We start from the raw sequence: 12,513 nt of genomic DNA, 5'->3' as shown, positions 1-12,513 counted from the left end.
CGGGGCGTAGCCCTGAGAGAGGATTCCCGCCGTGACCGGTCAGCCCATCCCGGTGATCATCGACTGCGACACGGGTGTCGACGACGCCCTGGCCCTGCTGTTCGCCGTACGCCATCCGGCGCTCGACGTACGGGCGGTGACCTGTGTGGCCGGCAACACCGACGTGGACGGGGTGGTGCGCAACACCCTGACCGTGCTGGAGCGGGCCGGGGCCGGTGACATCCCGGTCGCGCGCGGTGCCGAGTGCCCGCTCATCGAGCCGGTGCGCACGGCACAGCACGTGCACGGGCGGGACGGGATGGGCGACCTCGGCCTGCCCGCGCCGACCCGGGTGGCGGTCGACGTGGACGCGGTGACCCTGCTGCGGCGGGAGATCCTCGCCTCCCCGCGGCCCGTCACCCTCATCCCCATGGCACCCCTGACGAACATCGCCCTGCTCCTGCGCACGCACCCGGAGGTGGTGCGCAACATCGAGCGGATCGTGTTCATGGGCGGTGCGGTGGCGACCGGGAACGCCACGGCGGTCGCGGAGTTCAACGTGTGGCACGACCCGGAGGCGGCCGCGATCCTGCTCACCGCCGGGGTGCCGATCACGATGTACGGACTGGACGTGTTCGAGCGGGTCGTGGTCCCGGCGGCGGACGTGCAGCGGCTGCGGGCGAGTGCGGAACCCAGCCTGCGCATGGCGGGCGAACTCCTCGCCCACCGTGACCCCGCGACCTCGGGCGATCCCACTCCCACCGGCGGTCTGGGCGACGCGGGCGCGGTCTGCGCGGTCGTCGACCCGGCGGGCATCACCACCGAAAGCCTTCCGGTGGAGGTGAGCCTCGCTCCGGGTCCGACGCGGGGGCAGACGGTCGCCGACCGTCGGGCCCGCCCCGGCGAGTCCGAGATCCACGAGGGCGGCCGCGAACAGCGCCTGGTGGACGTCGCCCTGGGTGTGGACGTGGAGCGGTACGTGAAGCTGTGGCTGACCACGGTGGAGGGCGTCTGAGCCGGACGCCGCCGCTCCTCCGGGTTCTTCGAGTCCTCCGGGATCTCGGGGCCTCCGGGACTCCCGGGTCCTCCGGATCCTCCGGGACCTCCGGTTCCGTCGGATGTTCGGCCGGTCGGGGGCTCGGGGGCGTACCCCCGACCGGCCTGCCCGTTACGAGCGGGCGGCCTTGCGGCGACGCGTCATCAGCACGAGGCCCGCACCACCCGCGAGGAGCACGGCCGCGCCGATGGCGATCGGACCGGTGTTGCTGTCGGCACCGGTCTCGGCGAGGTCACCCTTGCCGCCCTTGGGCGTGGTGGCCGGCGCGGTGGTGGACTCGGAGGCCGACGGGGTCGGGGCCTCGGTCGACGTGGAGGCGGACGGCGTCGGCGTCGGGGACTCGGAGGCGGGCTCCGTGGCCGGCGGCGTGGTCTCCTCGGCCGGGGACGACGGCGGCGCCGTCGGCGTGGCCGGCGGCTCGGACGGAGCCGTCGTGCAGTCCTTGGTGCCGCCGTTCCAGGCCGCGATCAGCTTGTCCTTGATGACCGGACGGTCCGGGCCCTTGGGCAGCTCACCGTGTTCGAAGCCGTCCTTGGCGTCCAGCTGGCCGTCGAACTTGACCGCGCCGCGGTAGAGGTCGACCTGGGCGAAGCAGCCCGCGTCCGGCACCGCGATGTCGAGGGAGTCGGTCTGGCCCGGCTTGACGGTCACCGAGTCGAAGTCGACGAAGACCTGCTCGCCGGAGGTCGCGAAGGTCGCGCCGTGGGCGAGGTAGGAGGCCAGGGAGGCCGTGCAGGTGGCGGCGTCGCCGGCCGCACGGACCTTGATGTGGACCTTGCCGTCGTCGGTGGGCTTGAGGTTCTGGTCGTCGACCTTGACCGAGTCGTAGAAGTTCACGCCGTCCAGCGAGAACTGGCAGCGGTCCGTCCCGGTCTCCGTACCCGCGCCGGTGCCGGGCTTGTACGTGCCGCCGGAGTTCCAGCCGTCGCCGCCGGGTGTGCCGTGGGCCCAGGAGGTCGGGGCGGAGACGGCACAGAGGACGAGCGCCGCGGCGCCCGTCCCCAGCAGGCGGCGCGCGGTGACACGTCTAGCTATGGACATGCGGATCCCATCGGATGTGTGAGGGGTGATGCAGAGCTCTGAGAAACACTGGGCACATTGGTCACATGCGCCACGGTGTCCGCACATCGTGGATCTCTCCCCGGAACGCTGTCAACCTGCACTGATGCAGAGTGAGTTCAAGACGCCATCACAATTTCATCACACGGGGAATGAAGTGCTCCGGACGGCGTTCGAGTTCGCTTTCCCGACAATGGGGACAGATACCTGATTGCCGTTAGCCCCACGTCACGATCGCCATGAGGGAGACCGCCGCGTGACCGACCCGAATCCCGATCGCCCCGACCTTCCCGACCTCTCCTCCAGGGACCCGAACTGGTGGCGCCAGGCCGTCGTCTACCAGGTCTACCCCCGCAGCTTCGCCGACGCCGACGGTGACGGGCTCGGTGACCTGCGAGGCGTCACCCGGCGGCTGAACCACCTCGCCGCACTGGGTGTGGACGCCCTGTGGCTCAGCCCGTTCTACCCCTCCGAACTCGCCGACGGCGGCTACGACGTCGCCGACTACCGGGACGTCGACCCGCGCCTCGGCACCCTCGACGACTTCGACGCGCTGGCCGCCGAGGCCCACCGCCTGGGGCTGAAGGTGATCGTCGACCTCGTCCCCAACCACACCTCCCACCAGCACCCCTGGTTCCGGGAGGCCCTCGCCGCCCCGCCCGGCTCCCCGGCCCGCGACCGTTACGTCTTCCGCGACGGCGGTGGCACCCACGGCGAACTCCCGCCCACCGACTGGCAGTCCGTGTTCGGCGGCAGTGCCTGGAAGCGGGTGCCGGACGGACAGTGGTACCTGCACCTGTTCGCCCCCGAGCAGCCCGACCTGAACTGGGCGAACGAGGAGGTCCGCGCCGACTTCCGCACCACCCTGCGCTTCTGGTCCGACCGCGGGGTCGACGGCTTCCGTGTCGACGTCGCCCACGCCCTCGCCAAGGACCTGGACGAACCGCTGCGCGACCTCGGCGCCCCCGAACTCAGCAGCGAGGACTCGCTGCCGGAGTTCCCGCCCGGCGCCCACCCGTTCTTCGACCGCGACGAGGTCCACGAGATCTACCGCGACTGGCGCAAGATCCTCGACGCCTACCGCCCGCCCCGCATGGCGGTCGCCGAGGCCTGGGTCCCCGGCGCCCGGCGCGCCCGCTACGCCCGCCCGGACGAGCTCGGCCAGGCCTTCAACTTCGAGTACCTCCAGGCCGGCTGGGACGCCGACGAACTGCGCCGGGTCATCGTCGACTCGCTGGCGACCGCGAAGGAGGCCGGCGCCTCCGCCACCTGGGTGCTGTCCAACCACGACGTCGTGCGGCACACCTCCCGGCTGCTGCTCCCGCCCGGCACCGACACCAACGCCTGGCTGCTGTCGGGCGGCCACGCCCCCGCGATCGACGCCGCCCGGGGCCTGCGGCGAGCCCGGGCGGCCACCCTGCTGATGCTGGCGCTGCCCGGCTCCTCGTACCTCTACCAGGGCGAGGAACTCGGTCTGCCCGAGGTCGCCGACCTGCCCTTCGAGGTGCTCCAGGACCCGATCTGGGACCAGACCGGCCACGTCCGCAAGGGGCGCGACGGGTGCCGGGTGCCGCTGCCGTGGACGAGCACGGGAGAGTCCTACGGCTTCGGCGCGGGCGGGGCCTGGCTGCCGCAGCCGGAGAGCTTCGCCGGGTACGCCGTCGACGCCCAGGACGGGGTCGAAGGCTCGACCCTGGAGCTGTACCGCACGGCCCTGCGGCTGCGCCGCAAGCTGCTGGAGGGGGAGACGCTGACCTGGGCGGCCGACAGCCCGCCCGGCGTGCTGGACTTCACCCGGCACGACGGCTGGCGGTGCGTCGCCAACCTCTCGGAGCGGGCCGTACCGCTGCCACCGGGTGAGGTGCTGCTGACCAGCCGCCCGTCGCGGGACGGGCGGCTCGGTCCGGACACCACGGTGTGGCTGATCCCCTGACGGTCACCCCGCCGTCGGGCTCACGGCGTGATCGTCGGGGTCGCCGTCGCGGTCGCCGGCGGGCTGAGGACGACCATCGGCTCGCCGGGCTGCGGCGCCGGCGGGGTGAGGTCGTCCTGGGGCAGCTTCGGCGGGGTGGTCTGCTGGAAGAGGGCCGAGTCGAAGTTGACCAGGCCGGTCTTCTCCATGACCGTGATGTGGTCGAGGACCGTGTTGTTGGCCTGGTCGGCGAGCTGCCGGATCAGCGTGTTCTTGGTGGTGGAGCGGATCTTCGCGATCGCGTTGAAGATCGAACCGTGTGTGGTGCGCAGGATGTTGGCGAAGTTGGAGTTGAACTCGTTGCCGCTCGCCGAGTCGATCTGGTTCACGAAGGCGACCTGCTGCGGGCTGGCCACGTTCGGCAGCGTGATGTTCAGCAGCGGGGCGATCTTGCGGCAACTGGCGTCCAGTGCCGCGTGGCCGTCGATGAGGTGCTCACCCGCGGTCCTGACCTCCTTGGTCGTCCCCTTCTTCAGGGCGATCTGCCCCAGGGGGTACTCCCACAGGCCGGCCGCGCGCACCTTCACCACGAAGTCCCGCTCCTGCTCCGTCAGTGGTCCCCACTGCGTCTGCGCGATGATCCGGTCCTGCGCACTGGAAACGGTGTCGAGGCCGAGCATCGAGGGATAGGCGAGCGCGCCCATAGTCAGCGTGAGGGCACCGCCCACGAAGAGGGTTCCCATCGCGTTCCTTGAAAGCGGCACCGTGCCTCCTGCCCGATCGGGGGCCCGCCGAACGGCGGGTTGGACGCACGGAAGTACGGATGCGAGGGCGCCTGCGTTCATCCGGTCCTCGCCGCCGCTGGCGCCGCCCTCGCCCATACGGCCGCACAGCACACGCCACCTGCGGAAACGGCCGCGAGAATCGCACGCAGCGGGTCCACGACGTCCGGTGAGGAACGGTGGCGAAGATGAGCAGGCCGAGGAAGGCGACGGGGGTAGTGCTGGCGGCTATCGCGGTGGCGGGCACGGTGGCCGTGTCCAGGCCGCCGTCCGCTTCCGCCGCCCGCGACGGGGAGTTGTGGGGGGCCGCGACCATCGCCCCGGGGCGCGCGGGCATCGTCGAGGTCTCCGGGTACGGGGGCGCGGCGCCGGGGCCCGGGTCGGCACTGACCCTGACGGCTCCCGACGACAGCGAGGTCACGGGCGTGCCGCTCGCGGCGAGCGGCTATCGCGGGGAGGTGGCGGCCGGCGGGGGGACGGGCACGTACACCTTCACCTCGACCTCCGCCGAGGGCACGTTCCCCTTCGTGCTGACGGTGGCCCCGGACGCGGTGCCGGGCACGCGGCTGCCGGGGTGCGTCCTGCGGCTGACGGACGGGCGGGGTGCGGTGACGGAGCAGGGCACCTGCGAGGTGACCGTCGGCCTGCCCGAGCCGACGCTGACGCGCCCCGAGTCGGGAGTGCCGCTGCCGGCCCGGCCGGAGGCGTCCGGTACCGCCTACCCGGGCGCCCAGGTCACCGTGCGGGACGCCCTGGAGAACGAGGTCTGCGCGACGACGACGACGGCCGAGGGCACCTGGTCGTGCGCTCCCGCCGCCGACCTTCCGGCGGGCGTCGGCCTCCTCCAGGCGACGGCGACCCTGAACGGGGTGAGCGCGATGAGCGAGCAGATCACGATCACGGTGGCCGGCCGGGCGCTGCCGCGAGCCTGACCGCTGCGCGTTCCCGGCGGGCTCAGCTCACCACGGCCATCTCGTGCGGGGTGGTGTTCAGCCGCCGCCCGCCCGTCTCCGTGCAGGTCACGACGTCCTCGATCCGGACGCCGAAGCGGCCGGGCAGACAGATGCCCGGTTCGATGGAGAAGCACATCCCGGCCACGAGCGGCCGCTGTTCGCCCCGCACGAGGTACGGCGGCTCGTGCGTGGTGACTCCGACGCCGTGGCCGGTGCGCCGGACGCAGTACGCGCCGTACCCGGCGGCCTCCACGACCGTGCGGGCCACCCGGTCGATCTCCTGACAGGGCACACCGGGCCGTACGGCCTCGAAGGCGGCCTGCTGGGCCTGGCGAACGACGTCGTGCACCGCGCGTTCCTCGTCCGTGGGCTCGCCCACGTGCACGGTCCGGGTGGTGTCGGAGCCGTAGCCGTCCTTCAGGCCGCCGAAGTCCAGGACCACCATGTCGCCGTCCTCGATGACCCGCTCGCCGGCCTCGTGGTGCGGGTCCGCGCCGTTGGGCCCGGAGCCCACCACGGTGAAGTCGACCTGGCCGTGGCCGTGCGCGCGCAGCAGACGGGCCAGGTCGGCCGCCACGTCCCTCTCCCGGCGCCCCGCGAACCGTACGGACAGGATCTCCTCGTACGCCGCGTCCGCCGCCGTCCCCGCCGCCGCGAGCCGCGCCACCTCGTGATCGTCCTTGACCGCCCGCAGCATCGGCAGCACGGTGGTCAGCGCCCGGTAGGTGGTCATGGGCAGCGCCTCCTGAAGGCCCAGCAGGTGCACCGCCCGGGTGGAGTCGGAGACGCCGTAGTGACCGTTGGGGCGCAGCAGGCCGGCCGCCGCCGCGTACGGGTCCTGCCCGTCCCGCCACTCCGACAGACGCAGGGCGCCCGCCCCGGGGGCCGCCTCGGCGTCCGGGCGTTCCAGCGCGGGGACCAGCAGCCGGGGCTCCGACTCGGGCACCAGCACCAGCAGGGTGAGGCGCTCGGTGGGCACGGCGGGCCGGTAGCCGCACAGCCAGGTCAGGTCGGGGCCGGGTGTCACCAGCAGCCCGGCGAGCCCGGCGGACACGGCGTCCCGGGCCGCCCGGACCATCCGGTCCGCGTGGTCCTGCTCGGTGAAGGCCACCGGTGTCTCGCTCATCGCCCTGCCCTGTCGTCGGGGTGTGCGCCTGCGGGCCGGTCCGCGGTCCCGGACCCCGCCGCGGATCAGTACCGCACCGCCCGTGCCACCTTCGCCGTCACCTCGCCGCCCAGGTCGTGCGTGCTGCGGGCCGTGGCCTGACCGGAGTCACCGGCCGCCAGGCCGGAGACGGTGACGAGGACCACGTCGACCCGCTTGCCGCTCCGGTCGGTGAAGTCGACCTGCACGAGGAAGGACTTCGCCGAGCCGGCCGTGTTGTCCACGGTGACGACGACCGTCGTACGGCCGTCGCGTTCGGTGGCCGGGGTGCCCACCCGCACGTCGTCCTTGGCGTCGACACCTCCCTTGACCTCGTCGAACTCCCGGCCCGCCGCAGCGGTCGCCGACGCGTACGCCTCCGAGGCCTGCGCGGCGAGCGAGGACGCGGCCGCGCTCGCCTCCCCGCCCACCGAACGGGCCGCCGAGGCCGCTTTGCTGACCGCGTCCGAGGGGCTGTCGTCGCCGGAGCAGCCGGTGAGCGCGACAAGGGCCGTCACGGCGGCCAGGGCGCCGGCCGAGGCCGTCCGCACCGCCCCGCACGTCGTCCGGCGCGCTCGGTGACCGGTCATGTCGCCTCCAGGACCCGGGAAACCGGGAAAGGTTCCGCTCTTCCAGTGAAGGCCTCTCCGGCCGCCCCCGCACGCCGGGCGTCACCCGGACGGCCCTGCCCCGTGGCGGGGGCCGCGACTCGGCTCGATGGTCGAACCACACGACATCGGCGGACGGCGGACGGCGCCGCCCGCCCCGGAAGAAACGGGGTCAGGCATGACCCAGCAGCCGCACGCGACACAACCGCCGACCGGCGGCGGGCAGCAGCCGGCAGGCGGGCAGACGCCGCCGGTCTGGGACGACACCCAACGCCAGACGGGCCGGGGCGACTACGGCTCCGGGCTCTCGCCGACCGAGTCCTCCTGGGCCGCCGGCGGTGTCGTCTTCGCGGGTGTCCTGATGCTGATGAACGGGGTCCTGGCGATCTTCCAGGGCATCTCCGCGATGGCGAAGGACGACGTGTGGGCCAACCTCGACGACTACGTCTACAAGATCAACCTCACCGGCTGGGGCGTCATCCTCATCTGCCTCGGCGCACTCGCCGTCGCCACCGGCGTGGGCATCCTCAAGGGCGCCACCTGGGCCCGGATGACCGGCATCTTCCTGGCGTCGCTGAGCATGCTCGCCCAGTTCCTCTTCCTGCCCTACTCGCCGGTCTGGTCGATCGTCATGATCGCGATCGACTTCTTCGTGATCTGGGCGCTGGCGGTGTACCGGCCCGGCGCGGAACGCCGCAACGCGTAGCCGCGGCAGCCGCGTAGCCGTGGACCGGCCCGGTCGGTGGGTTCCCCCGAACTCGCCGACCGGGCCGGTGCGCGCCCTCACACGCGGCCGGCGCCGCCGCTGCCGAAGGAGCCGCTGGAGCCGGGCAGCCAGCGCTTGCGCTGCTGGTCCTTTCCCCGTCTTGTCCCCGACTGGTGGATCTCGTAGGGCATGAGCCGTTTGCGCCCCGCCGCGACCGGCACCTCGTCCGGTTCCCGCACCTCCCGGATCTCACGGACCGGGCCGGACTGCGGCAGCTTGGGCTGCTCGTCCGGGCGTGGATGTGGCGATTCCTGGTCCATCACCCTGATGCCCAGCCGCACGGCCCACACCAGTGCACCGGCGATGAGCAGTCCACCTGCGAAGGCGGCGATCACGTTGAGCACGTCGCTCCCCGTGGCCGCCACTACGAACGTCGCGGTACTCATACTTCCGATTATCACCGAAATGGGTGATAAGTGTGCGCCCCAGTCCACACGACTTCGGAACCGGTGGACACGGCCCCGGTCAGCCGGAGAAGTGCGCGGCCTGGGCGCTCGAACGTCGAGTTCGCGTCACTCGGGGTCGTTTTCTGCTCAACGGACAACCCCGGCTCGGTTTTCACGACTCTCACAGGGTGTTCACAGACTCGATCCGGAACCCCTGGGAGACAAGTACCGATGAACAGCCAGGAACAGCACGGCGGTCGCAGAGGCAGTCGTAGTCGTTTACAGCGCTCCGCCCTCGCCGCCGGAGCCGCGCTCGCCGTCGCCTTCACGGGCGTCGGAGCCGTGCCCGGTGAGGATGCGGAGGCGGCGGAGGCGGCCCCCGGGAAGCCGAAGCTGAAGCTGGTCGCCGCGTCGGACGCCGTGACGCTGGACCGCTACGAGTGGGACTCGGGTGTCGTCCTCGACCTCGGTACGTACGTCACGGTCGACGACGCGCCGCTGGAGTTCAAGGTGACCCGGAAGTCGTACAAGGACCCGGTGGTCGCCCGGCAGATACTCCGTGACGGGACCAGTACCCGGACGAAGACCCTGCCCGCCGGGCTGGTGAAGGACTTCGCCGGGCTGACCGGCTTCCTGAACGTGACGCTCACCGACGCCACCGGCAAGGAGGTCTCGAAGACCGAGGGCGCCTTCTGCCCCAACAACGCCTCCGGGCGGCTGCGGCCGGACGCCCCGGCGACCTCGCACTACCCGGAGAGCTGTTCCACCAACCCGTGGACGCTGGGCTCGGTGTGGGGTGTCGAGGAAGGCTGGGCGGCCAACTCCAGCCAGATCGACTACGACCGCCCGGTGGACCTGCCGGCGGGCGAGTACACGGCCAAGGTCTCGGTCGCCGAGCGGTACCGCGACCTCTTCGACATCCCCGACGACCGGCCCACCATCAAGGTGACGGTCCGGGAGAACCACGGCGGGGGCGGGGCAGGCCTCAGGGCCAAGGCGTCCGGCTCCTCCGCCCACCACGGCGGCGGCCACGGCGCGCACACCGACGCCCAGGCCTCCCACCACTACGGCCCCCGCGGCGCCGACGCGCCCACACCCCCCGCCCTCTCGCACGCGCTGGAGGACCGCGGCGCAGCCCACCACCTGGGCGACGGACCCGGCCACACCGACGGCTCACGCATCGCGCCCGCGCTGACGCCCAACACCAAGCGGCCCGCCGGCCGGGCCGGCGCCCCGGCGAACGTGCCCAAGCCAGACCTGCGGTCGCTGCCCGCCTGGGACATCGCCATCACCGACGGCGAGGACGGCGACGCACCGGGCAAGGAGTACCTCGCCTTCAGCGCGAACGTCTGGAACGCGGGCCCAGCGCCCCTCGTCGTGGACGGCTTCCGCAGCCCCGGCAAGGACCTGATGGACGCGTACCAGTACTTCTACGACGCGAACGGCAAGCAGGTCGGGTACACGCCCACCGGCACCATGGAGTGGGACCCGCGCCTCGGCCACGAGCACTGGCACTTCACCGACTTCGCCAGCTACCGGCTGCTGAGCGAGGACCAGACCAAGGAGGTCCGCAGCGGCAAGGAGGCGTTCTGCCTGGCCAACACGGACGCCATCGACTACACGGTGAAGAACGCCAACTGGAAGCCGCGCAACACCGACCTGTCGACCGCCTGCGGTCAGCAGAACTCGATCTCCGTGCGTGAGGTCCTCGACGTCGGCTCCGGCGACACGTACACCCAGTACCGTCCCGGCCAGTCCTTCGACGTCACCGACCTGCCGAACGGCACGTACTACATCCAGGTGATCGCCAACCCGGAGAAGCGCCTCCAGGAGACGAACACCGACAACAACATCGCGCTGCGCAAGGTGATCCTGGGCGGCGAGCCGGGCGCCCGCACGGTGGTCGTCCCGCCGCACGACCTGATCAACGCCCCGTAAAGAGGCCGCGCGGGGCCGTCGTCCTCCGTCGTCCGTCAGTCGCGGTGGCGGAGGACGACGTACCCGTGCGTGGCGCCGACGATCGTGTACGAGGCGTCCGGGTGGAGCCCGTGGACGTACTCCCCGATGTCCCTGATCGAGCGGTCGGAGTTGTCCAGGGCGATGTAGTCGGGGGTCACGTCACCCGTGTTGCCGGTCCAGAAGACCCGGCAGCGGGAGGTCAGACGGCTGAGCGTGCCGAGGTCGGCCTCCACGGTCGCGCCGTCGGGGACACGGTCCAGCATGCGGTCCACGGCGGTGACCCGGGCCGGCGTTCGGTACACCTCGGCCTCGGCCAGCACCGACAGGGGGAGGGTGGTCGTGAGCGCGAGCGCGGCGGCCGCCACGGCGGCGGGCAGCTGGTTCGCGTACGAGCGCAGCCAGGGCCGCGGGCTGTAGCGGGTGGTACCGAGGGCGTCGGCGAGGGCGAGGGTGACGACCGGCATCAGGACCGCGCTGTAGTGCCAGCCGGTGCCCCAGTAGTGGTCGTCGGCGGAGAGGAAGCGCCAGCCGAGAGTGGGCAGGGCCACGGCGATCAGCGGGGACCGCAGGGCCAGCAGACCGCTGGTGGGGATCGCCAGCCAGGCGAGCGTACGGAGTTTGGTGCCGGAGCCGTCGAAGAGGGCCAAGCCGTTGTCGACCTTGGTCCAGTAGTCGTAGTCACCGGCCGTGTTGAAGGCCGGGATGACGACGGTCAGCGTGACCACGGTGGCCGCGACGCCCACGGCGGCCACGGCGAGCGCGCCCAGCGCCGCGCGCGGCGCGACCCGACGGGCACGCAGCGCCACGACCAGGGCGATCGCCGCCAGCGTCAGCCCCAGATCCTCCTTGACCAGGACCAGGGGCAGCGCCCACAGCAACGCCCGCCGCCAGCTGCGGGCCAGCAGCGCCTCCAGACTGAACGCGATCAGCGGTACGGCGAAACAGATCTCGTGGAAGTCGAAGTCGACGGCCCGCTGGATCCCCCAGGACAGGCCGAACGCGACGCCGAGAGCGAGACCCCGGCGGCGGCCGAGCAGGGAGGCGGCCGCGCGGGTCACCGGCACGGCCGCCAGCGCGAGCAGCGCGGCCTGGGCGACGAGGAGGGTGACGGGGGAGGGGAAGATCCGGTACGCGGGGGCGAGGAGCGCGGTGACCGGGCTGAAGTGGTCGCCCAGGATGTTGAACCCCGGGCCCTTCAGGTCGACGACGGGCGCCCGGAGATGGGCGTAGGCGCGGATCGCCTGCTCGAAGATGCCGAGATCCCACGAGCGGGTGGCCAGGTGCCGGTAGCGGGCGACGGAGAGGGTCGCGTAGGCGGCGAGGAGGACGACCGCGAGGAGATACGGGTCGCGCCGGCCGGACGGCTGGAGGCGCCGGTCACGCGGGGGGTGCGTGACCGGCGTCGGTATGGAGCGCGGCGGTGTCTCGGTGTCCTGGGGCGGGACGGGCAGGGCATGGGGCACGGGCGGAATTCTTACGAGTCCGCCGGAACCGTCGACACACGGGGGCACCGACGGCCTCCCATGACGGCGCTGCGCGGGCGCTGCACCGTCGTCAACAGCGCGCCGCACCCCCTCACCCTGCCGGGCTCGGAATGCGGACCCGGCTGTGAGGCGACGTCTTCCCCGTACTGGACCACCCTGACCGCCTGCACCTCCCGCCGCCTCCGCGCCTCCGCGCCTCCGCGCCTCCGGGCCTCCGCGCCTCCGGGCCTCCGCGCCTCCGCGCCTCCGGGCCTCCGGGCCTCCGGGCCTCCGGGCCTCCGGGCCTCCGGGCCTCCGGGCCTCCGGGCCTCCGGGCCTCCGGGCCTCCGGGCCTCCGGGCCTCCGGGCCTCCGGGCCTCCGGGCCTCCGGGCCTCCGGGCCTCCGGGCCTCCGGGCCTCCGGGCCTCCGGGCCTCCGGGCCTCC

At 72.7% G+C, this 12,513-nt stretch carries 11 protein-coding genes; 5 read left to right on the top strand and 6 right to left on the bottom strand.

From position 1 onward, the window contains the following. Nucleotides 1-31 precede the first annotated feature (31 nt). Nucleotides 32-994, top strand: a complete 963-nt coding sequence (locus AQJ84_RS16220; RefSeq protein WP_030045905.1) for a nucleoside hydrolase — start codon at nucleotides 32-34, stop codon at nucleotides 992-994. Between the two features lie 153 nt (nucleotides 995-1,147). Here AQJ84_RS16220 and AQJ84_RS16215 read toward each other — a convergent pair whose 3' ends face one another. Continuing rightward, nucleotides 1,148-2,077 (bottom strand): LAETG motif-containing sortase-dependent surface protein, encoded by a 930-nt coding sequence (locus AQJ84_RS16215; RefSeq protein ID WP_030045904.1) that lies wholly within the window; start codon nucleotides 2,075-2,077, stop codon nucleotides 1,148-1,150. 274 nt (nucleotides 2,078-2,351) lie between these two features. Here AQJ84_RS16215 and AQJ84_RS16210 point away from each other — a divergent pair, with 274 nt between their 5' ends. After that, nucleotides 2,352-4,028, top strand: a complete 1,677-nt coding sequence (locus tag AQJ84_RS16210; protein WP_053192897.1) for a glycoside hydrolase family 13 protein — start codon at nucleotides 2,352-2,354, stop codon at nucleotides 4,026-4,028. Nucleotides 4,029-4,048: 20 nt separating this feature from the next. Here the strand turns inward: AQJ84_RS16210 and AQJ84_RS16205 are convergent, their stop codons facing one another. Further along, entirely contained in the window at nucleotides 4,049-4,750 is a 702-nt protein-coding gene (locus tag AQJ84_RS16205) for a DUF4142 domain-containing protein (protein ID WP_198536394.1), read from the bottom strand. Between the two features lie 227 nt (nucleotides 4,751-4,977). Here AQJ84_RS16205 and AQJ84_RS16200 point away from each other — a divergent pair, with 227 nt between their 5' ends. Next, nucleotides 4,978-5,721 (top strand): Ig-like domain-containing protein, encoded by a 744-nt coding sequence (locus tag AQJ84_RS16200; protein ID WP_053192889.1) that lies wholly within the window; start codon nucleotides 4,978-4,980, stop codon nucleotides 5,719-5,721. A 22-nt stretch (nucleotides 5,722-5,743) separates the two neighbouring features. Here the strand turns inward: AQJ84_RS16200 and AQJ84_RS16195 are convergent, their stop codons facing one another. Both AQJ84_RS16195 and AQJ84_RS16190 read right to left on the bottom strand, forming a co-directional pair. Then, nucleotides 5,744-6,868: an aminopeptidase P family protein gene (locus tag AQJ84_RS16195; protein ID WP_030045898.1), complete on the bottom strand. Its 1,125-nt coding sequence runs from the start codon at nucleotides 6,866-6,868 to the stop codon at nucleotides 5,744-5,746. Nucleotides 6,869-6,933: 65 nt separating this feature from the next. Next, nucleotides 6,934-7,476, bottom strand: a complete 543-nt coding sequence (locus AQJ84_RS16190) for a hypothetical protein (protein ID WP_053192887.1) — start codon at nucleotides 7,474-7,476, stop codon at nucleotides 6,934-6,936. Between the two features lie 196 nt (nucleotides 7,477-7,672). On the opposite strand from AQJ84_RS16190, the gene AQJ84_RS16185 reads away from it, so the two are divergent. Continuing rightward, nucleotides 7,673-8,200, top strand: a complete 528-nt coding sequence (locus tag AQJ84_RS16185) for a DUF7144 family membrane protein (protein ID WP_053192885.1) — start codon at nucleotides 7,673-7,675, stop codon at nucleotides 8,198-8,200. A 77-nt stretch (nucleotides 8,201-8,277) separates the two neighbouring features. Here AQJ84_RS16185 and AQJ84_RS16180 read toward each other — a convergent pair whose 3' ends face one another. Further along, the gene (locus AQJ84_RS16180) at nucleotides 8,278-8,646 is read right to left on the bottom strand and encodes a DUF6479 family protein (RefSeq protein WP_030045896.1); all 369 of its coding nucleotides are present in this window, start codon (nucleotides 8,644-8,646) and stop codon (nucleotides 8,278-8,280) included. A 231-nt stretch (nucleotides 8,647-8,877) separates the two neighbouring features. On the opposite strand from AQJ84_RS16180, the gene AQJ84_RS16175 reads away from it, so the two are divergent. Then, complete coding sequence (locus tag AQJ84_RS16175; protein ID WP_053192883.1) at nucleotides 8,878-10,584, top strand: lysyl oxidase family protein; 1,707 nt, start codon at nucleotides 8,878-8,880, stop codon at nucleotides 10,582-10,584. Nucleotides 10,585-10,619: 35 nt separating this feature from the next. Here the strand turns inward: AQJ84_RS16175 and AQJ84_RS16170 are convergent, their stop codons facing one another. Next, nucleotides 10,620-12,068, bottom strand: coding sequence for a DUF2079 domain-containing protein (locus AQJ84_RS16170; protein WP_374935436.1), 1,449 nt, complete (start codon nucleotides 12,066-12,068; stop codon nucleotides 10,620-10,622). Nucleotides 12,069-12,513: the final 445 nt, after the last annotated feature.

Origin of the sequence: Streptomyces resistomycificus, from assembly GCF_001514265.1 — a bacterium.
GTDB lineage: Bacteria > Actinomycetota > Actinomycetes > Streptomycetales > Streptomycetaceae > Streptomyces > Streptomyces resistomycificus.
Note: the sequence above shows the minus strand (reverse complement) of the source record. Positions and strands in the feature narration are given on the sequence as shown.

Excerpts from the sequence above, each read along its gene's own strand:
- AQJ84_RS16180 (WP_030045896.1), bottom strand. The coding sequence starts at position 8,646 with ATGAGTACCGCGACGTTCGTAGTGGCGGCCACGGGGAGCGACGTGCTC.
- AQJ84_RS16215 (WP_030045904.1), bottom strand. The coding sequence starts at position 2,077 with ATGTCCATAGCTAGACGTGTCACCGCGCGCCGCCTGCTGGGGACGGGC.
- AQJ84_RS16195 (WP_030045898.1), bottom strand. The coding sequence starts at position 6,868 with ATGAGCGAGACACCGGTGGCCTTCACCGAGCAGGACCACGCGGACCGG.
- AQJ84_RS16190 (WP_053192887.1), bottom strand. The coding sequence starts at position 7,476 with ATGACCGGTCACCGAGCGCGCCGGACGACGTGCGGGGCGGTGCGGACG.
- AQJ84_RS16175 (WP_053192883.1), top strand. The coding sequence starts at position 8,878 with ATGAACAGCCAGGAACAGCACGGCGGTCGCAGAGGCAGTCGTAGTCGT.
- AQJ84_RS16200 (WP_053192889.1), top strand. The coding sequence starts at position 4,978 with ATGAGCAGGCCGAGGAAGGCGACGGGGGTAGTGCTGGCGGCTATCGCG.
- AQJ84_RS16185 (WP_053192885.1), top strand. The coding sequence starts at position 7,673 with ATGACCCAGCAGCCGCACGCGACACAACCGCCGACCGGCGGCGGGCAG.
- AQJ84_RS16205 (WP_198536394.1), bottom strand. The coding sequence starts at position 4,750 with ATGGGAACCCTCTTCGTGGGCGGTGCCCTCACGCTGACTATGGGCGCG.